The organism is Streptomyces boncukensis (genome assembly GCF_011045075.1).
GTDB lineage: Bacteria > Actinomycetota > Actinomycetes > Streptomycetales > Streptomycetaceae > Streptomyces > Streptomyces boncukensis.
This window is the reverse complement of record NZ_JAAKZZ010000088.1, coordinates 1-20,300: the sequence shown is the minus strand read 5'-3', so window position 1 is coordinate 20,300 and position 20,300 is coordinate 1. Positions and strand designations below refer to the sequence as shown.

At 74.8% G+C, this 20,300-nt stretch carries 21 protein-coding genes and 1 pseudogene; 9 read left to right on the top strand and 13 right to left on the bottom strand.

Going from position 1 to position 20,300, the window contains the following annotated elements; translation table 11 throughout:
- Nucleotides 1-125: 125 nt before the first annotated feature.
- Nucleotides 126-431, bottom strand: a pseudogene (locus G5C65_RS11545) (MarR family winged helix-turn-helix transcriptional regulator); the annotation flags it as partial.
- Nucleotides 432-608: 177 nt separating this feature from the next.
- On the opposite strand from G5C65_RS11545, the gene G5C65_RS11540 reads away from it, so the two are divergent.
- Nucleotides 609-1,463, top strand: a complete 855-nt coding sequence (locus G5C65_RS11540) for a nitroreductase/quinone reductase family protein (protein WP_165298672.1) — start codon at nt 609-611, stop codon at nt 1,461-1,463.
- On the opposite strand, the gene G5C65_RS11535 is transcribed toward G5C65_RS11540, so the two are convergent.
- Nucleotides 1,387-2,175, bottom strand: coding sequence for an alpha/beta fold hydrolase (locus G5C65_RS11535; protein ID WP_338146329.1), 789 nt, complete (start codon nt 2,173-2,175; stop codon nt 1,387-1,389). The genes G5C65_RS11540 and G5C65_RS11535 overlap by 77 nt on opposite strands.
- A 107-nt stretch (nt 2,176-2,282) precedes the next feature.
- On the opposite strand from G5C65_RS11535, the gene G5C65_RS11530 reads away from it, so the two are divergent.
- Nucleotides 2,283-2,834: a PadR family transcriptional regulator gene (locus tag G5C65_RS11530; RefSeq protein WP_338146328.1), complete on the top strand. Its 552-nt coding sequence runs from the start codon at nt 2,283-2,285 to the stop codon at nt 2,832-2,834.
- 8 nt (nt 2,835-2,842) lie between these two features.
- On the opposite strand, the gene G5C65_RS11525 is transcribed toward G5C65_RS11530, so the two are convergent.
- Entirely contained in the window at nt 2,843-3,676 is an 834-nt protein-coding gene (locus tag G5C65_RS11525) for an alpha/beta fold hydrolase (RefSeq protein ID WP_165298670.1), read from the bottom strand.
- Between the two features lie 64 nt (nt 3,677-3,740).
- Between G5C65_RS11525 and G5C65_RS11520 the strand changes: the two genes are divergently transcribed.
- Nucleotides 3,741-4,106, top strand: a complete 366-nt coding sequence (locus G5C65_RS11520) for a MerR family transcriptional regulator (RefSeq protein WP_165298669.1) — start codon at nt 3,741-3,743, stop codon at nt 4,104-4,106.
- A 47-nt stretch (nt 4,107-4,153) separates the two neighbouring features.
- Here the strand turns inward: G5C65_RS11520 and G5C65_RS11515 are convergent, their stop codons facing one another.
- From G5C65_RS11515 to G5C65_RS11495, 5 genes are all read right to left on the bottom strand, one after another.
- The gene (locus G5C65_RS11515) at nt 4,154-5,374 is read right to left on the bottom strand and encodes an MFS transporter (RefSeq protein ID WP_165298668.1); all 1,221 of its coding nucleotides are present in this window, start codon (nt 5,372-5,374) and stop codon (nt 4,154-4,156) included.
- An 82-nt stretch (nt 5,375-5,456) separates the two neighbouring features.
- Nucleotides 5,457-5,867: a MerR family transcriptional regulator gene (locus G5C65_RS11510; protein WP_165298667.1), complete on the bottom strand. Its 411-nt coding sequence runs from the start codon at nt 5,865-5,867 to the stop codon at nt 5,457-5,459.
- The gene (locus G5C65_RS11505) at nt 5,854-6,765 is read right to left on the bottom strand and encodes a LysR family transcriptional regulator (protein WP_165298666.1); all 912 of its coding nucleotides are present in this window, start codon (nt 6,763-6,765) and stop codon (nt 5,854-5,856) included. The genes G5C65_RS11510 and G5C65_RS11505 overlap by 14 nt, the downstream gene beginning before the upstream one ends.
- A 191-nt stretch (nt 6,766-6,956) precedes the next feature.
- Nucleotides 6,957-8,192 (bottom strand): MFS transporter, encoded by a 1,236-nt coding sequence (locus G5C65_RS11500; RefSeq protein ID WP_165298665.1) that lies wholly within the window; start codon nt 8,190-8,192, stop codon nt 6,957-6,959.
- Nucleotides 8,189-8,677, bottom strand: coding sequence for a MarR family transcriptional regulator (locus tag G5C65_RS11495; protein WP_165298664.1), 489 nt, complete (start codon nt 8,675-8,677; stop codon nt 8,189-8,191). Before G5C65_RS11495 ends, G5C65_RS11500 begins: the two co-directional genes overlap by 4 nt.
- 159 nt (nt 8,678-8,836) lie before the next feature.
- Between G5C65_RS11495 and G5C65_RS11490 the strand changes: the two genes are divergently transcribed.
- Nucleotides 8,837-9,790 carry an ABC transporter ATP-binding protein gene (locus G5C65_RS11490; protein ID WP_165298663.1) on the top strand — a complete coding sequence of 318 codons (954 nt, stop codon included), beginning with the start codon at nt 8,837-8,839 and terminating at the stop codon, nt 9,788-9,790.
- Nucleotides 9,787-10,548, top strand: a complete 762-nt coding sequence (locus G5C65_RS11485; protein ID WP_338146327.1) for an ABC transporter permease — start codon at nt 9,787-9,789, stop codon at nt 10,546-10,548. The genes G5C65_RS11490 and G5C65_RS11485 overlap by 4 nt, the downstream gene beginning before the upstream one ends.
- Here G5C65_RS11485 and G5C65_RS11480 read toward each other — a convergent pair.
- The 4 genes from G5C65_RS11480 to G5C65_RS11465 form a co-directional block, all read right to left on the bottom strand.
- Entirely contained in the window at nt 10,496-13,777 is a 3,282-nt protein-coding gene (locus tag G5C65_RS11480) for a BTAD domain-containing putative transcriptional regulator (RefSeq protein WP_165298662.1), read from the bottom strand. The genes G5C65_RS11485 and G5C65_RS11480 overlap by 53 nt on opposite strands.
- 72 nt (nt 13,778-13,849) lie before the next feature.
- Nucleotides 13,850-15,973 carry a xanthine dehydrogenase family protein molybdopterin-binding subunit gene (locus tag G5C65_RS11475; RefSeq protein WP_165298661.1) on the bottom strand — a complete coding sequence of 708 codons (2,124 nt, stop codon included), beginning with the start codon at nt 15,971-15,973 and terminating at the stop codon, nt 13,850-13,852.
- Entirely contained in the window at nt 15,970-16,962 is a 993-nt protein-coding gene (locus tag G5C65_RS11470; protein ID WP_165298660.1) for an FAD binding domain-containing protein, read from the bottom strand. Before G5C65_RS11470 ends, G5C65_RS11475 begins: the two co-directional genes overlap by 4 nt.
- On the bottom strand, nt 16,959-17,501 hold the full coding sequence (locus G5C65_RS11465; protein WP_165298659.1) for a 2Fe-2S iron-sulfur cluster-binding protein: 543 nt from the start codon (nt 17,499-17,501) through the stop codon (nt 16,959-16,961). Before G5C65_RS11465 ends, G5C65_RS11470 begins: the two co-directional genes overlap by 4 nt.
- 113 nt (nt 17,502-17,614) lie before the next feature.
- On the opposite strand from G5C65_RS11465, the gene G5C65_RS11460 reads away from it, so the two are divergent.
- The 4 genes from G5C65_RS11460 to G5C65_RS11445 all read left to right on the top strand — a co-directional run bounded on the left by G5C65_RS11460 (nt 17,615) and on the right by G5C65_RS11445 (nt 19,791).
- Complete coding sequence (locus G5C65_RS11460) at nt 17,615-18,205, top strand: TetR/AcrR family transcriptional regulator (protein WP_165298658.1); 591 nt, start codon at nt 17,615-17,617, stop codon at nt 18,203-18,205.
- Nucleotides 18,206-18,274: 69 nt separating this feature from the next.
- Nucleotides 18,275-18,655: a helix-turn-helix domain-containing protein gene (locus tag G5C65_RS11455; protein ID WP_165298657.1), complete on the top strand. Its 381-nt coding sequence runs from the start codon at nt 18,275-18,277 to the stop codon at nt 18,653-18,655.
- 28 nt (nt 18,656-18,683) lie between these two features.
- Complete coding sequence (locus tag G5C65_RS11450; protein ID WP_165298656.1) at nt 18,684-19,328, top strand: hypothetical protein; 645 nt, start codon at nt 18,684-18,686, stop codon at nt 19,326-19,328.
- A 121-nt stretch (nt 19,329-19,449) separates the two neighbouring features.
- Nucleotides 19,450-19,791 (top strand): DUF2516 family protein, encoded by a 342-nt coding sequence (locus G5C65_RS11445; protein WP_165298655.1) that lies wholly within the window; start codon nt 19,450-19,452, stop codon nt 19,789-19,791.
- 61 nt (nt 19,792-19,852) lie between these two features.
- Here the strand turns inward: G5C65_RS11445 and G5C65_RS11440 are convergent.
- The coding region (locus G5C65_RS11440) for a SpoIIE family protein phosphatase (RefSeq protein WP_165298654.1) at nt 19,853-20,300 on the bottom strand (448 nt) is incomplete at its 5' end.

The following is a 20,300-nucleotide window of genomic DNA, read 5'->3' as shown; positions in this document are numbered from 1 at the left end:
GTCCCCGTCCCCGTCCCCGGAACCGGCCTAGTCCCCGGCGGGGAGGTCGAGGGCCGTGCCGTAGACCGGCCGGCGCGGATCCGGACGGCCACCCGGTCCTCGCCCTCCCGCGCCGGCTACTCCGCGCGCTGCAGCGCCCGCAGCAGCGCCTTCCGTTCACGCTCGGGAAGGGCCCCCAGCACATCCCGGTGCACACCGTCCACAACCTGCTGGCTCTCCCGCGCGACCCACTGCCCCTCGCCGGTCACCGCGACGACCCGCGCTCTGCGGTCCGTCGGCGAAGGGCGCCGCACGTCGTCTTGTCCATGTCACCGAGCTCGGCGAGCTGCGCCTGGGTGCGGTCCCCCTCCATGGCGTGCACCAGCACGCAGTGCATGACTCGTGTGGTCCAGCGGGAAGGAGAGGTCCGGCTGAGTGCGTGCGGGAGCCATTGCCGCGCCCGCTCGCCGCTGGATACGCTGCCGGGCGTGACTACCGGGTCGGCCATGGGCCACGCACGAGTGAGGTACCCGGGCACGGCGTGACCGCCGGGCGGGCGAGAGGCCCGCCGTCCTGCTTTCTCCACCACGGACAGGAACAACCTCCCCTCCGGACAGAGAAAGCAGCGTATGCCCCAGGACTTCAACCAGCAGATCATCGAGGAGTTCCGCGCCAACGCGGGCCGTGTCGGCGGCCCCTTCGACGACGCCCGGCTCCTCCTCCTGACCACCACCGGCGCCCGCACGGGCGCCCGGCACACCACCCCCGTCGGCTATCTGCCGGACGGCGCCGGACGTGTCCTCGTCATCGCCTCCGCCGCGGGGTCGCCGCGCCACCCGGACTGGTTCCACAACCTCCGGGCCCACCCCCGGGCGACCGTCGAGGACGGCGTCTTCACCTACGAGGCGCAGGCCACCGTGGTGCGCGGCGCGGAGCGCGACGAGCTGTTCGCGCGCGCCGCCGAGGCCGACCCCGGCTGGGGCGAGTACCAGGCCAGGACGGACCGCGTCATTCCCGTCGTCGCCCTGGAGGAGGTCCCAGGACCGCCGAACCCGAACGCCGCCACCTGGGGCGAGGCCCTCCAGCGGATCCACGGCGCGTTCCGCCGCGAACTCGCCCTCATCCGCGGCGAGGCCGCCGCCTGTGCCGCAGCGGGCCGCCCCGTCCTCGGCGCCCAGCTCCGCGTCAACTGCCTCACCCTCTGCCAAGGGCTGCGCGTCCACCACACCGGCGAGGACAGCCGGATGTTCCCGGGGCTCGCCGAGGCGAACCCCGAACTCGCCCCGGTCGTCGACCGGCTGACCGGCCAGCACGAGAAACTGGCCGCCCTGCTGGACGAGCTGCAGCAGCTCCTGAGCAGCGGCAGGCCGAGCGCCGGGCGGCTCGTCGGGGAGGTCGACCGCCTCGTCACCGAGCTGGAGGCCCATCTGGACGACGAGGAGGAGATGCTGCTGCCCTATCTCCAGGCGCCGATACGTCCCTGAGCCCCTCGGCGACGGCCCGTACGAACCCCTCCGGGTTGTCCAGCATGTTGTTGTGCCCGCAGCCGGGTACGGGCACGACGGCGACGCCCCGCGCGGTGAGCTCGTCCTCGCCGCGCACCGGCCCGTCGGCCTCGGGCCGCAGGAACGTACGGGGCAGCGGCAGGTCCAGCAGCAGGGCGCGCAGGGTGGGCGCGGAGGGCAGCGCGGGCACGGTGCCGCGCGCCATGGGGGCACCTCCCAGCGGTAGCTGGGGGAGGACGGCGCTGCGGTACAGCGCCTCGCGCCAGCCGCCCGCCAGGAACTCCTCCTCCGTCCAGGCGGCGATACCGCTGCTGCCCCAAGCGCCGCGCACCGGCTCGACGGGGTCGAGGTTGGCGTCCACCAGCACGAGCCGCCCGACCAGCCGGGGATGGCGCACCGCGAGCACCAGGGCCACCGAGCCGCCCATGCTGTGCGCGATGACGTCGGCGCCCCGTACGCCGGCCGCCTCCAGCGCGGCGGCGACCGCGTCCGCGTGCTCCTCCAGGGTGTAGCCGAAGCCGAGCAGGTCCAGCAGCAGCGCCCGGCCGCCCGCCGCCAGGCGGGAGTGCGCCGCGCAGCTGGCGAAGTACGGGGCGCTGGAGGCGCCGAGCCCGTGCAGATAGACGCGCGGCGGCGCCGCGTCCCCGCTCGGGGCCCCGTCCGCTCCGGTGCCGGTGCCCGGCAGTTCCACTCAGCGGATCCGCGCGCCGTCCCCCGTCACCCGGGCCTCTCGCATGCCGACTCCCTCCGCCGCTCCGAATACCTCGGCGAGACTATACATCGGCTACGATGTATAGCGTGTTGGAGCTGGCCATTCTGGGATTCCTCTACGAGCAGCCGCTGCACGGCTACGAGCTGCGGCGCCGCGTCGCGCAGCTGACCGGCCATGTGCGGCCCATCGCCGACGGCACGCTGTATCCGGCGATCAAGCGCCTGGAGCGCGCAGCCCTGCTGGAGCGCCGGGCCGAGCCGGGCAGCAGGGCGGCGCCCCGGCACACCCTGACGCTCACCGGGGCCGGCCGCGCGGAGCTGCGCCGCAGGCTGCGCGAGGCGGGCGAGGAGAACCTGGCGGACGTCAGCGACGAGAACCGCTGGTTCACGGTGCTCGCCTTTCTGCGCCACCTCGCCGACCCGGACGCGCAGGCGGCCGTGCTGCGGCGCCGGCTGGCGTTCCTGGAGCGGCCCAGCAGCTTCTTCTACGACTACGACGCGAGCGGCGAGCGCCCGCTGAGCGCCGAGGAGATGGACGACCCGTTCCGGCGCGGAGTGCTCGCCATCGCCCGTGCGACGAGCCGCGCGGAGCTGCGCTGGCTCCGGGCGACCCTGAGCGAGCTGGACGCCTCGGCCTGAGGCCGGGGTCACGATCCGGCGTGCGCCAGGAACTCCCGTACCCGCTCCAGCCAGACCGCGCGGTCCGGCGCGGACAGGATGTGCGCGCCCCCGGGAATCTCCAGGACCGCGGCCCCGTCGATGCCCGCGGCGAGCCGCCGCCCGCTGTCCGGCAGCACCAGCCGGTCGCCCGTCGGCACAGCCACCAGCGAGGGGACCCGCACCCGGGCCAGGTCGCCGCGGACGTCCACCCGGCGCACGAGGTCGAAGTGGTCCAGGAACCCGGGCGGCATCGACTCCCGCGCCCCCGCCACGGCGGCCTCCAGATCCCCCGGGGACAGCGTGCGGAACTGCTCCTCGGACAGGCAGCCCAGGGTGGCGAGGCGGGCCATCGCGTCCCGCTCGCCCGCCGCCCCGAGCGTGGCCAGCAGCCGCGCCGCACCGTCGAGCACAGGGTCCGCGACGGCGAATCCGGCGGTCAGCACGAGCGCCGTCACCCGCTCCGGATGCCGGGTGGCCGCCCGTACGGCGACCGCGCTGCCCAGCGACTCGCCGAGCACCGCGAACCGCTCGTGCCCGCGCTCGACGGCGGCGGCCACGAGGCTGTCCACCAGGGTGTCGAGCACGAGCGGCGCGGTGGCGCGGGGGGTCGCACCGGCTCCCGGGTAGTGCGGACCGACCACGGCGTGGTCCCGGGCCAGCGCGTGGGTGACGAGGCCGAAGTTGCCGTCGATGCCGCCGCCCGCGCCGTGCGCGAGCAGCAGCGCGGGGCCGCTGTCGCCGTAGGTCCGTACGTCGAGGGCGTACTGGTCGCCCGTGAGAACTGCCTGGTCATCCGTGAGAACTGCCTGGTCATAAGCCATGCCCTGGACGTTAGACTCCGACACCGGTGTCAGAGTCAAGCCGCGGGAGGAGAGGGTGGTCCCGTTGCGGATGAAGGAGATGGTGCGCCGCACCGGCGTACACGAGCGGATGCTGCGCTACTACGAGGAGCAGGGCCTGCTCACCCCCGAGCGGCTGCCCAGCGGATACCGTGAGTACGCCGAGGCGGATGTGGAGACGGTGCGCCGGATCCGCAGCCTGCTGACGGCCGGGCTGTCGACCTCCGTCATCGCGCAGGTGCTGCCGTGCGTCCGCGAGGACGAGGGGCGGCTGGCCCCCACCTGTCCGGAGCTGGTGGGCCGGCTGCGTGGCGAGCGGGAGCGGATGTCGCGGGAGATCGAGGCCCTCCGCACCTCGCGGTCCCTCCTCGACACCGTCCTGGACGCGGCCCCGGCGGATATGTCCCGCTAGGGGACGCATCTGATGGACCTCCGCGACGTCGCGACGCCCGGCGCGCTCTATCGCCGCTCTCTCCCGGGGGTCAGCAGGAACGAGAGCGTCAGCAGCGCGGCGCCCACCACCGGCACCGCGCGCGCGTCGGCGGCGCCGAGCACCGCGCCGCCCAGGGCCGCGGCCACACCCGTCCCGAGGTACAGCGCGGAGATGTTCAGGGCGAGCGCGGTCATCCCCGCGGCGGGCCCGGCGGCGGCCAGCACGCTGCCCTGCACCGGCGGGTTGAGGCCCCACGCGAACACGGACCAGCAGCCGGTGACCGCCACCAGGGCCACCAGCGCCGCCGCGCCGTCCAGCGGGCCGAAGGCGAGCGCCGCCGCCAGCGCCAGCAGCACGGCGTGGCCGCCGATCACCAGCCGCAGCCCGCGCCGCGGCCCCCGGGCGTCCGTCAGCCGGCCCGCCAGCAGCGCCCCCGCGAGCCCCGTCACGCCGACGACGAACAGCAGCGCGGAGAGCAGCCCCGGGGTGTCCGGGGCCACCTCGGCGGCGTACACGCCCAGATAGGTGTAGAACATCAGTCCGCCGCCGGCCGCCAGGAAGGTGACCGCCACCAGCCGGAGTACGCGCCCGTTCCGCAGCGGCGCCAGCCGCTCCCGCAGGGGCGCGGGGGCGCTGCCCGCGAGCGCGGGTGCGGTGGCCAGCAGCCCCAGCGCCGCCACCGCGCCCACCCCGGCGATCAGCCAGAACGTGGCCCGCCAGTCCAGCGCCCCGCCGAGCCAGGAGCCGACCGGGACCCCGGTGAACAGCGCGGTGGTCATGCCCGCTGTCACCACGCCCAGATACCGGCCGCTCTGCCCCTCCGGCGCCGCGGCCGCCACGGTGGCGAACGCCGCCGACGTCACCACGGCCGCCGCCAGCGCCGCGAGGATCCGGGCGGCCAGCAGGAACCCGTAGCCGGGCGCGAGGGCCGCGGCGACGTTCGCGGCGACGAAGACCAGCAGCGCCGCCGCCATCAGCTCCCGCTTGGGGAACCGCTCGCACACCGCGGCCAGGGTCGGCGCCCCGAGCGCGTACACGACGGCGAAGACCGTCACCAGCTGCCCGGCCGCCGAGACGCTCACGCCCAGGTCGTCGGCGACGGACGGCAGGACGCCCGCGATGACGAACTCGTCCGTGGCGGTCGCCAGCAGCGTCACGAACAGCACGAACACCCAGCCGGGCAGCCCTCGGGCGGCCGGCTTCCGCGCGGTGGGGCCCGCGGATCCCGTAGTCGTTCCGGTAGTCATGTGCCGGGACGCTAGGTACTGACACCGGTGTCACCTTCAAGCCGCGGGGATCGACGAGAGGGGAGCGGGGAGGGCGCGGGGGTCACTTCTGCGCGCGCCGCAGCACCTCGCCGAGCTCCCCCTCGGGCTGCCCGGAACGCAGCAGGGCGATGCGCTCCGCGAGCGCGGCGCGGTACCGCTCCAGCTCCGCCGCCCTGGCCTCCACGGCGGCCAGCCGTCCCTCGTACATCTCCAGGACGCTCGCGGGGCTGTTGCGGCAGCTCAGGAAGTCCCGCGTCTTCATATCGAGGCAGGGCGCCACCTGCCGGATGTCCTCGACCGTCAGCCCGGCACCGATCAGCTGGCGGACGTTCAGCACGCGGTTGACGGCGCTCTCGCCGTAGGACCGCCAGCCCTCGCCCGTGCGCTCGGCCTCCAGCAGCCCCTGCTGCTCGTAGTAGCGCAGGGACCGTCTGCTCGCGCCCGTCCGCGCGGCCAGTTCACCGATCCGCATCGGGGCCCCCTCCGGCGCAGCTGCGCGCGACCGTGTCGGCGAAGGCGCGGGCGAGCGGCGGCAGCGCGTCCCAGCGGCGTACGGCCCAGCCGACCGGGAGCGGCGGCAGCGCGGGGACGGGGACCAGGCGCAGCGGGCCGTGCGCGCCGGACGGCGGCCCGCCGGGGAGCTCGGGGACGACGGCGTGGCCGAGGCCGAGTTCGGCGAGCAGCAGCGCGGTGTCCCAGTCGGCGACGCCGGTGTCGGAGCTCACCCGGACGCCGAGTGCGGCGAAGGCGGCGTCGAGCCGGGCGCCCGAGGTGGAGTTCCGGGGGAGCCGCAGCAGCCGGATGTCCGCGAGGTCGGCCGCCTCGATACGGGTACGGGACGCCAGCGGGTCGTCGGCGTGGACGGCGAGCACCCAGGGCAGCTCGACGACGGGCCGCTGTTCGATGCCGCGTACGGGGCCGCCGATGGTGATCCAGGCCAGGTCCAGGTTGCTGGCGGTGAGGGCGTCGAAGCAGCCCTGGCTGGAGTGCGTGGTCCGGAACTCCAGGCTCACCTTGGGGTAGCGGCGGCGGAACGCGACGACGGCCTCGGCCATGAAGTGCCGTACGGTCGTGCCGCCCGTCGTGATCCGTACGGCGCCGCTCTCGCCGTTGACCAGGTCCCCCAGGCGGCGCAGCGCGAGGTCGAGCCCGGCGATCCCGTCGGCGGCGGCGTCGCCGAGGATCCGCCCCGCCGCGGTGGGCGCCACGCCGCGCGGCTGGCGCTCCAGCAGGCTCACCCCGGTCTCCCGCTCCAGCCGCTTGACGTGCTGGCTCACCGCGGACTGCGTGCAGTCCAGCTCGCGGGCCACGGCGCTGAGGCTTCCGGCCCGGCATACGGCCACCAGCACCCGCAGGTCGTCCAGAGTCATACGCTCCACGGTAGCAGGAAACTCCAAGGCACAGCTTGGCCTTGCGTAGCAATCCCCAGGATTGACTGGGGTGTTGCGAGCCGCGAAGATCTCGACAGGGCCCAGGCGGCAACCCGTCCGCACGGCTCGCGGTGTCCGGACCCCCGCGAGCCGCCCGGACGGGTGCCGACCACCCCGCCGCCGGACCAGCCCTATCCGGAACCCGGTGTGCGGTACGCGCGGAGGGGAGGGTTGACCACGGCTATGCAGGCGACGAGCAGCGCCGCGGACAGGCCCCCGGTGACCAGGGAGACGGACGCGGACGTCGCCGATGCCAGCAGGCCGCCCCGGAAGTTGCCGAGCTCGGGGCCCGCGACGCCGATGACGTGTTCGACGGAGGAGACCCGCCCCCGGTACGCGTCCGGGGTCTCCCACTGGACCAGGGCGCTGCGGGTGACCACCGAGACGGTGTCGGCGGCACCGGCCACGGCCAGGCAGCCGAGCGCCGCCCCTACCGTTCCCGCCAGCCCGAAACCGGCGAGCGCCAGGCCCCACACGGCGGCCGCGGCCACTTGCACCGGACCGCCGCGGCGCCACCGCGTCACCGTGCCGGAGAACAGCCCGGCCACGATCCCCCCGACCGCGACGGCCGAGAGGAACAGGCCGAGGGTCCGCGGGTTGCCGTCGAAGCGGGCCTCGTTGACCAGCGGGAACAGGGCGATCGGCATGGCGAGGAGCGTCGCGGACAGATCGGTGGCCAGCGAACCCCACAGCGTCGGGCGGCGCAGGACGATCCGCCAGCCGCCGCGCTCCGGCCGGCGTACACGCGCCGCGCCGGTGCCCTCGGGGCGTACGGCCGGGAGGCGCAGCACCGCGAGCCCCGCGACCGCGACGGCCGCGGCCTGCGCGGCGTAGCCGACGGGCAGCCCCCAGCGGGCGATGACCAGGCCGGCCAGCGCGGGCCCCGCCAGCATCGCCACCTGGAAGGAGAGGTTGGTCAGCGCGAGCCCGGCCGCGACCTGGTCGGCCGGCAGCAGCCGGACCGGGAGGGTGCGGCGCGCCGGCGAGCCGAGCGCGGCGCAGCCGGCCTCCGCTGCGACCAGGGCGAGCAGCACAGCGACGCTCCGGTTGTCCGCCAGCGCCTGCGCGTACAGCCCCGCGGCGGCCAGCAGCTGGCCGGCCACCGAGGCCCGCACCACCGTGCGGCGGTCGACGGCGTCCGCCAGCGCGCCGCCGACCAGCCCGAACAGCAGCATCGGCAGCCCCGTGGCGAGCCCGATGGCGCCGGTGCCCACCGGGCTGCCGGTCAGGTCCCAGACCTGGGCCAGCACCGCGACCTTGGCTATCTGGCCGCCGAACTGGGCGGCGGCGGAGCCGATCCACAGATGGCGGAACGGACGGCTGCCACGCAGCGGGCGGGTGTCGAGGAACCGGATGTGCGCCCTCATCCCGGCGGTTCGACGAGATGGTCGCCGATCCGCTGCCGCATGGACCGGCGCTCCAGCGCCCGCCGCACCTCGCCGACCGCGGCGGTCAGCGCGTGGGGGACCTCGGCGTCCAGCTCGGCGACGGCCGCGTGGGTGGCGCGCCACTCGGCTTCCAGGAACGGCACCAGCGCCCGGCCGCGCTCGGTCAGGTCGATCCGCCGGGTCCGCGCGTCGGGACCGGGCTCGGAGGTGACCAGGCCCTCGGTGCGCAGCGCCGCGACCGTCTGGCTGATCGCGGAGTGCGAGCGCCGCAGCGACCGGGCGAGCTCGCGGATGGTCAGCGGGCCGGTGTGGGCGAGCCGGATCAGCGGATAGGCGAACCGCGGCCGCACCCCCTGGATGCCGCGCGCGGCGTAGACCTCCTCGATCTCGGCGTCCAGATCGGTCAGCAGCTGGTGCAGCGACGCCCAGGGGTCGGGCACGGTCGTGGGGTCGGAAGATGTCACAGCGCTAATATAACAGCGCTAATACATCAGCGCTGTTATATCTGCGCTGTTATATCTGCGCCGATATATCTGCGCTGTTGCATCTGCTCCGCCGCTGCCGCGGAGCCCGTGTCAGGGGCGTGGCAGCCGGATGTCAGAACCGGCCCGGACCGTGGGGGCATGGAAAGTTCGGCGATTGAAGTCTCAGGACTGCGCAAGGCGTACGGCGGCAGGGCCGTACTCGGCGGCATCGACCTCACGGTTCCCCCCGGAACGGTCTTCTCCCTGCTCGGCCCGAACGGAGCGGGCAAGACCACGACGGTGAACATCCTCACGACGCTGCTGCGGGCCGACGCGGGCACGGTGCGCGTCGCCGGGCACGACGTGGTGACCGGGACCCGGCAGGTACGCGCGGCCATCGGCGTGACCGGCCAGTTCGCCGCGGTGGACGAGCTGCTCACGGGCCGCGAGAACCTGCGGATGATGGCGGACCTAGGGCGCGTGCGCGGCAGCGGGAAGCTGGTCGCCCGGCTGCTGGAGCGGTTCGACCTGGTCGAGCCGGCGGACGCGCTGGTCTCGACGTACTCCGGCGGGATGCGCCGGAAGCTGGACCTGGCGATGACGCTGGTCGGCGCCCCGCGGATCATCTTCCTGGACGAGCCGACGACGGGCCTGGACCCGCGCAGCAGGCGCACGGTGCACGACATCGTGCGCGAACTGGTGGCCGAGGGCACCACCGTCTTCCTCACCACCCAGTATCTGGAGGAGGCCGACGAACTGTCCGACCGGATCGCCGTGCTGAACGGCGGCACGGTCGCGGCGCAGGGAAGCGCCGACGAGCTCAAGCGGCTCATCCCGGGCGGCCATGTGCGGCTGCGGTTCACCGACCCGGCCGCCTACCGCTCCGCCGCCGCCGCGCTGCGCGAGGCCACCGCGGACGACGCGGAGCTCGCGCTGCGGATCCCCAGCGACGGCAGCCAGCGCGAGCTGCGCTCCCTCCTCGACTGGCTGGACTCGGTCGGCGTCGAGGCGGACGGGGTGACCGTGCACACCCCCGACCTGGACGACGTCTTCCTCATCCTCACCGAACAGACCGAACGGACGGGCAGGGCGAAGGAGGCGATCGAACCGTGAGCAGCGTCTCGACGGCACTGACCGACTCGGCGATCATGTTGCGCCGCAATCTGAAGCACAGCCTGCGGGACCCGGTCACGGTGTTCAACTCGGTCCTGTTCCCCATCGTGATCATGCTGATGTTCGTCAAGGTGTTCGGCGGCGCGTTCAGCGTCGGCGACGACTACATCGACTACGCGACGCCGGGGCTGCTCGTGATGGCCGTCAGCTACGGGCTGGGGGCCACCTCGGCGGCCGTGAACAGCGATATGGCGAAGGGCGTCATCAACCGGTTCAAGGTCATGGACATCTCCCGCGGTGCCGTGCTGGCCGGGCAGGTCGTCGTCACCACGGTGCGCTGCCTGGTGTCCTGTGCGGCCGTCCTCGGGGTGGCCTTCGCGATGGGCTTCGACCCGGACGCCGGCGCCCTGCACTGGCTCGGCGTGCTCGGTCTCCTCGTCCTGCTCACCTTCGGCGCCAGCTGGCTGACGATCGCCGTCGGCCTGGCCGCGAAGACCCCGGAGTCGGCGGGGCTGGCCACCGTGCCGCTGATCATGCTGCCGTTTCTGAGCAGCGCGTTCGTGCCCTCGGACACGATGGGGGCGGGCGTGCGGCAGTTCGCGGAGTACCAGCCCTTCACCCCGATCATCGAGACGCTGCGCGGGCTGCTGGAGGGCAGCCCCTCGGGCGGCGACGCGCTCGCGGCCCTCGCCTGGTGCGTCGGACTCACGCTCGCCGGATATCTGTGGGCGGTGGCCACGTTCCGGAAGCGAGCGTGACCTCGGCCAGCTCGGACCACCCGGCCCGCGCCCCCTCCCCCGTGGCCTCGGCGAACCGCGCGTCGCCGAGGCTGCGCCGCACGGCCTGCTCGATCCGGACCGCGTCCGGGTTGGCCCGGTCCCGCCGCCCGCGCACCTCGGCGCTCGCCGCGAGCAGCCGCGCGGCCTGCTCGTGCTCGCCGCGGCGCAGCGCCAGGTCCGCCACCCCGACGAGCACATGGGCGATCAGCGGCGGGTGCCCCGCCTCCCGCGCCGTCTCGCAGGCCACCGAGCGGTGCGCCCGCGCCTCACCGAGGTCGTCGGCGAGATAGCCGAGCAGGTCGTGCACCACCGCGCGGATGTGCGCCTGCTGCGCCCCGGTGCCGAGCACCGACGTCGCGATGCCGAGCTGGCGGTGCGCCTCCTCGGCGTCGCCGTCCCCCCGGGCGAAGCCCGCCTTCACGAGGGCCAGTTCGGCCAGCGCGTCCGGCCAGGTGACCCGCTCGGCGCGCCGCTCCGCCTCGGCCAGCGCGGCAGCGGCGGCGTCCTGGTCGCCCAGCAGCCGGCAGAGCTGCGCCTGCCGCGACCGCATCCGGATGACGTCCTCGGTGGCACCGACCTCGGTGACGGCGGCGGCCGCCCGCTCGTAGTGCTCGCACGCGGCGGCGAACTCGCCGCGCACGGCGATCAGCTCCGCCAGCTCGGTCAGCGCGAACGCGATTCCGTACCGCTCGCCGAGCTCCTGGAACTCGGCCACAGCGCGCTCCAGATACGCCTCCGCCTCCCGGCCGCCCCGGCCCTGCCAGTTCCGCGCCTTGCCCAGGTGCAACCGGGCCAGCGCCCGCACCCACGGGTCCTCGTGGTCGAGCAGCGGTTCGAAAGCGGACAGCGATGCGTCGGGCTCCCGCAGCATCCGCTCCAGCGGGTCGATCAGCCCCAGCATCGGGTAGCGGCGGCGGCCGCTCCGCCCGCTCCGGCCGAGCCGGTACGCCTGGTGGATCCACTCCGCTGCGTGCTGCTCGTCGGCCCGCCCGGAGGTCACGAACATCGAGATCAGCGCGTACACCATGGCCCGGACCTCGTCGGTCGCCCCGCCGGTCACCCCGCCGGCCGCCTCGTCGGGCATCCCGGCCACCGCTGTGAGCAGTTCCAGGCCCTCGGCCCGGTGCCCGCTAAGCCACCAGTACCAGCCCGCGCCCGCCGCGAGCCGCAGCGCCGCGGGCGCCTCGCCCGCGGCGAGCGCGCCGCGCAGCGCCGCGCCGATGTTGTCGTGCTCGGCCCCGAGCCGGGCCAGCCACTCCAGTTGCCCGGCGCGGCGCAGCCGCGGCTCCGCGGTCTCGGCCAGCTCGGTGAAGTACGCCAGGTGCGCGCGGCGTACGTCCTCCTCTTCCGCCGCCTCCGCGAGCCGGTGCCGGGCGTACTCCCGGACCGTGCCGGTCATCCGGTAGCGCGGGGCGCCGCCGCCCTCGGCACGCAGCAGCGACTTCTCGGTCAGCGCGGTGAGCAGCTCCAACACCTGCTCCTGCCCGACGGCACCGGCACCGGCGCCGGCGCCGTCGACAGCACCGGCGCCGCAGACCCGTTCGGCCGCCTCCAGCCCGGCGCCGCCGGAGAACACCGAGAGCCGGCGCAGCACCGCGCGTTCGGCGTCGGACAGCAGCTCCCAGCTCCAGTCGACCACCGCGCGCAGCGTCTTGTGCCGCGGCAGCGCGGTCCGGCTACCGCCGGTCAGCAGGCGGAACCGGTCGTCGAGCCGGACCGCGAGCTGGTCGACGGACATGGTGCGCAGCCGGGCAGCGGCCAGTTCGATCGCCAGCGGCATCCCGTCCAGGGCCCGGCACACCCGACCCATCGTCGCCAGCGTGCCGGCGTCGGCCGCGAGGTCCCGGCGCACGGCCCCGGCCCGGTCCCGCAGCAGCCGGACGGCGGGCGCGGACTCGATCTCGGCGGAGCTCGCGTCCCCCTCCGGCAGGGCCAGCGGTTCGAGGGGCCACAGCGCCTCGCCGGTGATGCCGAGCGGCTCCCGGCTCGTGGCCAGGATCCGCAGCCGCCGGCACTCCCCGAGCACCCGGTGGGCGAACACCGCGGCGGACTCGACGACGTGCTCGCAGTTGTCCAGGACCAGCAGCGCCTCCCGCTCGCGGACCGCCGCGACCAGCCGGTCCACCGGCTCCGCGTGCGGGGCCTCGCCGAGCAGCGCGTCCCGCAGGCCCAGCCCGGCGAACGCCGCCTGCGCCACATCGGCCACGCCGCCGTCCGGGCCCACGGAGGCGAGCTCCACCAGCCAGGCCCCGTCCGGCAGCTCGCCCAGCAGCGTGCGCGCGGTCTCCGTGGCCAGCCGGGTCTTCCCCGCGCCGCCCGGCCCGATCACGGTGGTGAGCCGGTGCCCGGCGACGAGCCCGTGGACCGCCGCGACATCCGCGTCCCTGCCGACGAAGGAGGTCAGCTCCGCGCGCAGATTGGTTCCGCGGCCCGCGTCGCCCCCGCCCCGCGGTTCCGGCTCCGCGCGCCCCAGCTCGCCCCGCAGCAGCGCGACATGGAGCGCGGCCAGCTCCGGCGAGGGGTCGACGCCCAGCGCCTCGGCCAGCGCCTCCCGTGCGCGCTGGTACGCCTGCAGCGCCTCGCTGTCGCGGCCGGCCGCGACGAGGGCGCGCATCAGCGCGCCGACGAGCCGCTCCCGCAGCGGGTGCGCGGCCACCAGATCGGTCAGCTCGGCGACCGCCTCCGCGCCGAGCCCGAGGGCGATCTCCGCGTCGAACCGCTCCTCGGTGGCCGTCAGGCGCAGCCCCTCCAGCCGGGCGGCCGCGGCGCCGCATGCGGCGCTGCCGGGCAGCCCGACGTCCTGCAGGGCCGCACCGCGCCACAGTCCGAGGGCCTCGCGCAGCAGCCGCAGCCGCGCGGGCCGGGACGCGTCCTCGGCGCGGGGCCCTCCCGCGCCGAGGAGGTGTTCGAAGCGCACCGCGTCGACGGCGCCGGGCTGCACCGCCAGCCGGTAGCCGTCCGTACGGCCCTCGACCGCCCCCTCCGGCAGCGCCTTGCGCAGCCGGGAGACCAGGCGCTGCAGGGCGTTCGACGCGTCGGCCGGCGGGTGCTCCCCCCAGATCCAGTCGACGAGCGACGCCTTGGGGACCGTGCGGCCCGGTGCGAGCGCGAGCGCCGCCAGCAGTCCGCGCAGCCGCGCGCCCGCCACGTCGACCAGGTCGCCGTCGTCCGTGCGCACCTCGAAGGGGCCGAGCATCCCGATCTGCACCCGGCGATTTTGCCACGCCCGTGCGTGTCCTGCGGAGCTCGCCCGTCAGGGACTGCGGGCCGGAGGAGTCGCTCAGGCCGCAGGGGGAGCCGTCAGGACGCGGTCGGGCCGAAGGGGCAGGTGGCGGTGGCGCACGCCCGTCGCGTGCCAGACCGCGTTGGCGACGGCCGCCGCGACGCCCACGACGCCGATCTCGCCGACGCCCTTGATGCCGACCGGGTCCTCGGGGTCGGGGTCGTCCACCCAGTCCGCCTCGACGGCGGGGATGTCGGCGTGGGCCGCGACGTGGTAGCCCGCGAGGTCGGCGCCGACGTGGCCGCCGGAGACCGGGTCGCGGACCGCCTCCTCGTGCAGGGCCATGGAGATGCCCCAGATCATGCCGCCGGTGAGCTGGCTGCGCGCGGTGAGCGGGTTGACGATCCGGCCCGCCGCGAAGATGCCGAGCAGCCGCCGCACCCGTACCTCCCCGGTGCCGGGGTCCACGGCGACCTCGGCGAACTGCGCCCCGTAGGCGCGGCGTTCCCTGGGCGCCAGGCCGAAGACGGACCCGGAGGTGTCGGAGCGCGCGGTGACGCCCTCCGGCGGGATCCCGGCGCCCCCGGCGAGCCGCTCGCGCAGCGCGGCGACCGCGTCCGTGATCGCCCAGGCCCAGGAGCGGGTGCCCATCGAGCCGGCGGCGCCCCACGCGGGCCCGAAGTCGCTGTCACCGATCCGCATCCGGACCCGGTCCGGTGCGGTCCGCAGGGCCTCGGCGGCGATCAGGGTGAGCGCGGTCCGCGCCCCGGTCCCGACGTCGGCCGCGCCGATCCGCACGGTGAAGGTGCCGTCCGCCTCCGCGGTCACGGCGGCGGTGGCCGGCATGGCCATCGCCAGGAAGGAGGCAGCGGCCGTGCCGGTGCCGAGCAGCCGGCGGCCGTCGCGGCGCACGCCGGGCCGCGGGTCGCGGTCCGCCCAGCCGAACCTGCGGGCGCCCTCGCGGAAGCAGTCGGGCAGCCTGCGGCTGCCGAACGGCAGCCCGGAGACCGGGCCGCGCTCGGGCTCGTTGCGCATCCGCAGCTCGATCGGGTCGATGCCGCACTCCGCGGCGAGCTCGTCCATCGCCGACTCCAGCGCGAACGACCCCGGTGCCTCGCCGGGCGCGCGCATCCAGGTGGGCGTCGGCACGTCGAGCCGTACGACCCGCTGGGCCGTGCGGTGCGCGGCGGCGTCGTACCCCACCCGGGAGACGCCGGCGCTGGCCTCGACGTGCTCGTGCACGGTCGACGTCTGGTTCAGGGAGTCGTGCTGCAGCGCGCGCAGCCGGCCGTCGGCGTCGGCTCCGAGCCTGATCCGCTGTGCCGTGGGGCTCCGGTAGCCGATGAGCGCGAACATCTGGCGCCGGGTCATGGCCACCCGGACCGGCCGGCCGAGCGCCCTGGCGGCGAGCGCGGCGGCCACCTGGTGCGCCCGCACCCCCTTGCCGCCGAAGGCCCCGCCGACGTGCTCGGACCGCACCCGCACCGACTGCGGGTCGAGCGAGAACATGTTCGCGAGCTCGCTCTGGATCCAGGCGGCGCTCTGGTTGGAGTCGATGACGTCGAGCCGGCCGCCGTCCCAGCGGACCGTGGCGGCGTGCGGCTCCATCGCGTTGTGGTGGTTCTCCGGCGTGGTGTAGCAGGCGTCCACGACGACGGCGGACGCGGCGAGTTCCGCCTCCGTCTCCCCCTTGTCCGTCACCGCCGGCTGCCCCATGGAGTCCAGCGGGTACGCGTCCGCGCGGTCGCCGGAGAACGCGGTGTCGTGCGGCTCCTCGTCGTAGTGCACCACCAGCGCCTCGGCGCCCTCCCTGGCCTGTTCGGGGGTCTCGGCGACGACGAGCGCCACCGGCCAGCCCATGTGCTGCACCTGGTCGTGCTGGAAGACGGCCGCGGTGGGGTCCGGCGAGGTGCCCAGAACGGTGACGTAGTCGGTGGTGACGCGCGCGGTGTTCCCGTGGTGCAGGACGGTGAGCACGCCCGGCATGGCGAGCACCGGGGCCGTCTCCACCGAGCGGACGCGCCCGCGCGCGACGGTGGACCCCACCAGCCAGCCGTGCGCGAGCCCGGCGAGGGGGATCTCCGCCGCGTAGCGGGCAGCGCCGGTCACCTTGTCGCGGCCCTCGACGCGGCGGTGCGCCGTACCGGCGGCGGTGTGCTCTGTCGTGGTCGCTGGTGTCATCGGGGGGCCTCCTCGGCGAGTTCGGTCAGCAGGGCGACGACGAGGTTGCGCATCAGCGGCACCTTGTACGCGTTGCCGGGCAGCGGCCGCGCGGCGGCCAGCTCGGCGTCCGCGGCGGCGGTGCACGCCTCCTCGGTCGCCGGGCCGCCGGTCAGCGCCCGCTCGGCCGCCCGCGCGCGCCAGGGCCGGGAGGCGACGGCGCCGAGGGCGAGCCGCACTTCCCGTACGACCCCGCCCTGGACGTCGAGCGCCGCGGCGGCGGAGCCGATCGCGAAGGCGTAGGACGCGCGTTCGCGTACCTTGCGGTAGCGGGAGCGGGCGGCGACGGGCGCGGGCGGCAGGGTGACGCCGGTGATCAGGGCGCCCGGCGGCAGCGCGGTCTCCACCTGCGGGGTGTCGCCCACCGGCGGGTAGAGCTCCGCGAGCGGCAGCTCGCCGGGCCCGTCGGCGGTCGCGTACGACACCACGGCGTCGAAGGCGGCGAGCGCGACGGCCATGTCCGAGGGGTGGGTGGCCACGCAGTGCCCGGAGGCGCCGAGGACGGCGTGGTTGCGGTGCTCGCCCTCGATCGCGGGGCAGCCGCTGCCGGGCAGCCGCTTGTTGCACGGCCCCGCCCCGTCGGTGAAGTAGGCGCAGCGGGTGCGCTGGAGCAGATTGCCGCCGACGGTGGCCATGGTGCGCAGCTGGCCCGACGCGCCGGCCAGCACGGCCTGGGCCAGCGCCGGGTAGCGGCTGCGCACCTCGGGGTGCGCCGCGAGATCGCTGTTGGTGACGGTGGCTCCGATGCGCAGGCCCCCCGCTTCCGTCACCTCGATCCGGTCGAGAGGCAGCTCCCGGATGTCGACCAGCCGCACGGGCCGGGCCACCCCGGTCTTCATCAGATCCACGAGGTTGGTGCCGCCGGCGAGGTAGCGCGCCTCGGGGTCGGTGCCGAGCAGCGCCAGCGCGCCCTCGACGTCCGCGGCGCGCTCGTAGCCGAACTCCCTCATACGGCGGCCTCCTCGGCTCCGGCGGCCCGCGCGACGGACCGGACGATCTGGACATGGGCGCCGCAGCGGCACAGATTGCCGCTCATCCGCTCCCGGATCTCCTCGGCGGTCAGCTCCGGCGGACCGGCCTCCGGGCGGACGTCGGCGGTGACGGCGCTCGGCCAGCCCGCCGCATGCTCCTCGATCACGGCGACGGCCGAGCAGATCTGCCCCGGCGTGCAGTAGCCGCACTGGAAGCCGTCCAGGTCGAGGAACGCCTGCTGCACCGGATGCAGCCGATCGCCGTCGGCCAGTCCTTCGACGGTGGTGACGGTGCGGCCCTCGGCGGCCACCGCGAGCTGCAGGCAGGACACGGCCCTGCGGCCGTCGAGCAGCACCGTGCAGGCGCCGCACTGGCCCTGGTCGCAGCCCTTCTTGGTGCCGGTGAGGTCGAGCCGCTCGCGCAGCGCGTCGAGCAGGGTGGTGCGGTGGTCGACGAGGAGCGTGTGCTCCTCGCCGTTGACGGTCAGGGTGATCTCGCTGTGGACAGGCGGGGCCACGGTGAGCCTCCTTCGGAGGGACGCGGAATGGCGCGACTGCAATCTATGCACTGCCCAGAATCTAGTCAATGAACAGAATCTATGCACTGATTACATCCGGGTAGGGTAGGACCATGAAGACCGGCCCTTACCACCACGGAGAGCTCCGCGCCGCCCTGCTCGAACGAGCCGAGGAGACGCTGCGGCGGAAGGGGCCCGACGCGCTGTCGCTGCGGGAGCTGGCCCGCGAGGCCGGGGTCAGCCCCGGCGCGCCCCGGCACCACTTCAAGACCAAGCAGGCGCTGCTCGACGCGCTGGCGCTGGACGGCTTCAACCGCATCGTGGCCACGCTGAACGGAGCGCTGGCCGGGGCCGGGGACACCTTCGCCGACCGGCTGACCGCGACGGCGTACGCCTATGTGCGCTTCGCCCGGGACCACACGGCCCTGCTGGAGCTGGCGTACTCAAGCAAGCACGACCCCGCCGCGACGGAGGAGCTGGTCGCGGCCACCCAGCGGCTGTCGGACGTGCTCACGGACCTGGTCCGGCACGGGCAGCGCAGCGGGGAGGTGCGCGAGGGCCCGGTGGAGCGGATGAAGGTGCCGATCATCGCCATGCTGCAGGGCTTCGCCGCCTTCGCGGCGAGCCGTGCGATCGACGCCGAGCAGGTCCAACAGGAGCTGGACGACACGATCGCGATCCTGCTGCGGGGCTATGCGCCGTGACGCCCGCACCCGAGAACAGTTGCAAGCAGGCTGCTTGCAAAAGCTAGCAGTCGGGTGCACGCTGGGGGCATGGCCTCTCTCCATGTGGGCGATCTCGGGGCGTTCCTGCGCGAGCAGCGGCGGAACGCCAAGCTGTCCCTGCGCCAGCTCGCGGACGCCGCCGGGGTGTCCAACCCGTATCTGAGCCAGATCGAGCGGGGTCTGCGGAAGCCGAGCGCGGAGATCCTGCAGCAGCTCGCCAAGGCGCTGCGGATCTCGGCGGAGACGCTCTACGTCCAGGCCGGAATCCTCGACGAGCGGGACCGCGACGACCTGCTGCAGGTCCCCGCCGCGATCATGGCCGACCCGTCGATCACCGAGCAGCAGAAGCAGGCGCTGCTCCAGATCTACGAGTCCTTCCGCAAGGAGAACGGCCCCGCACCGGGGCCGGAGCAGAGGCAGCACCGATAACCGCCCGTACGTACGGAGGCACACCGTCATGCCCAGCGCGAACGACCTGCGCAAGACCCTCACCGACCCGACGCCGCTCTACTTCGCGGCCGGCGTCATCGACAAGATCCGCGAGGAGGCGCCGCAGCGGATCGCCGCGGCACGGGACACCGACCCGCGCGCGGTGCAGGACAGGGTCGCCCAGCAGGCCAAGGAGACCCAGGCCAAGGTCACCGAGGCCCTGGGCGAGATCGACACGGACATCAAGAAGCTGCGGGAGCAGGCCCAGCATCTGGCGCTGCAGAGCGTCGGCCTCGCCGCCGAGTACGCGGTCCGGGCCCGCGAGACCTATGACGAGCTCAGCGTGCGGGGCCGCGAGGCCGTCCGGAACTGGCGCGGCGAGGACCACGGCCCGGAACCGGACGAGTCGCTCCAGGTGACGGTCGAGCGCCAGCCGGTGAAGGTCGCCGAACCGCCGCACGAGCCGCCGCACGAGAGCGCGGACGGCCCGAAGGACACCGTCACGGAGAACCCGGTCGAGGACAAGTCCGGGGAGAACGCCGAGAACGCCGAGAGCAAGGCCGAGGGCAAGGGCACGGGCGGGGCGAAGGCCAAGTCCGGGGCCGCGAAGAAGACCGGCACAGCCCGCAAGGCCACGACGACCCGGAAGTCCGCCCCGAAGTCTCAGGCGTGAACCAGGATTCGGCCGGGCAGCGTCCCCATGCCCGGCTTATCCGCCGCTTATCCGACCCGTACTGGGGTACGGTGGCGGCGACGGGAGCGCCCGACACCACAGGACCGGGAGTGAGAGCACCATGCTGATGGAGGGCTTCGGCACACTGCTTTGGCTGATCACGCTCGCGGTGCTCGGCCTCGCGGTGTTCGCCTTCGTCGATGCCGCGATCCGGCGCGAGGACGCGTACCGCGCCACTGACAAGCAGACCAAGCAGTTCTGGCTGATCGTCCTCGGGCTGGCGGTCGTCGTCAATCTGCTGCCGATTCCCGGACTCGGCATGCTGCTCACCATCGTCGGCCTGATCGCCAGCATCGTCTACATCGTCGACGTCCGCCCCGCGCTCAAGCAGGTGATGGGCGGCGGCGGCCGCCGCGGCGGAAGCAGCAGCGACGGCCCGTACGGCCCCTTCAACGGCCGCTGAGGGCCCGCGGGCTGCGACGCGTCAGCAAGTCAGCAAGGAACGAACAGCCGCGCGCAAGCCGCTACCGCCCGCGCGCACGGGCCCGGCGAACCGTCCCCGCACCCGTCCCCGTGCCCGCGCCCTTGCGGGCCCGGCGGCGGAGCCGCCCCGCTGACCGCCGCTCGTCGCGATCGAGGAGCAGCACGGCGACATCGTCGGTGAGCTCACCGCCGTTGAGCGTGCGCACATCGTCCACCAGAGCGTCCAGCAGCGCCTCGCCCCGCACCCCCTCGGCCATCCGGCGCGCGACGATGCCCAGCATCCCGGACTGCCCGAGCCGCTCCCGCCCGCTGCCTTCGGGGCCGACGCGGCCCTCGACCAGCCCGTCGGTGTACAGCATCAGGCTCCAGGAACGGCCCAGCGGCACCTGGTGGCGCGGCCAGCGCGCGGTGGGCAGCACGCCGAGCACGGGCCCGCCCTCGTCGTCGTCCGGCAGCAGCCGCGGCGCCGTGCCGTCCCCAGTCCCGTCC

Bases quoted from the DNA above. Each gene is read 5' to 3' on its own strand.
- G5C65_RS11540 (WP_165298672.1), top strand. From the start codon at position 609: ATGCCCCAGGACTTCAACCAGCAGATCATCGAGGAGTTCCGCGCCAAC.
- G5C65_RS11525 (WP_165298670.1), bottom strand. From the start codon at position 3,676: ATGGCTTATGACCAGGCAGTTCTCACGGATGACCAGGCAGTTCTCACG.
- G5C65_RS11515 (WP_165298668.1), bottom strand. From the start codon at position 5,374: ATGACTACCGGAACGACTACGGGATCCGCGGGCCCCACCGCGCGGAAG.
- G5C65_RS11510 (WP_165298667.1), bottom strand. From the start codon at position 5,867: ATGCGGATCGGTGAACTGGCCGCGCGGACGGGCGCGAGCAGACGGTCC.
- G5C65_RS11505 (WP_165298666.1), bottom strand. From the start codon at position 6,765: ATGACTCTGGACGACCTGCGGGTGCTGGTGGCCGTATGCCGGGCCGGA.
- G5C65_RS11500 (WP_165298665.1), bottom strand. From the start codon at position 8,192: ATGAGGGCGCACATCCGGTTCCTCGACACCCGCCCGCTGCGTGGCAGC.
- G5C65_RS11490 (WP_165298663.1), top strand. From the start codon at position 8,837: ATGGAAAGTTCGGCGATTGAAGTCTCAGGACTGCGCAAGGCGTACGGC.
- G5C65_RS11475 (WP_165298661.1), bottom strand. From the start codon at position 15,973: ATGACACCAGCGACCACGACAGAGCACACCGCCGCCGGTACGGCGCAC.
- G5C65_RS11470 (WP_165298660.1), bottom strand. From the start codon at position 16,962: ATGAGGGAGTTCGGCTACGAGCGCGCCGCGGACGTCGAGGGCGCGCTG.
- G5C65_RS11460 (WP_165298658.1), top strand. From the start codon at position 17,615: ATGAAGACCGGCCCTTACCACCACGGAGAGCTCCGCGCCGCCCTGCTC.
- G5C65_RS11455 (WP_165298657.1), top strand. From the start codon at position 18,275: ATGGCCTCTCTCCATGTGGGCGATCTCGGGGCGTTCCTGCGCGAGCAG.
- G5C65_RS11450 (WP_165298656.1), top strand. From the start codon at position 18,684: ATGCCCAGCGCGAACGACCTGCGCAAGACCCTCACCGACCCGACGCCG.
- G5C65_RS11445 (WP_165298655.1), top strand. From the start codon at position 19,450: ATGCTGATGGAGGGCTTCGGCACACTGCTTTGGCTGATCACGCTCGCG.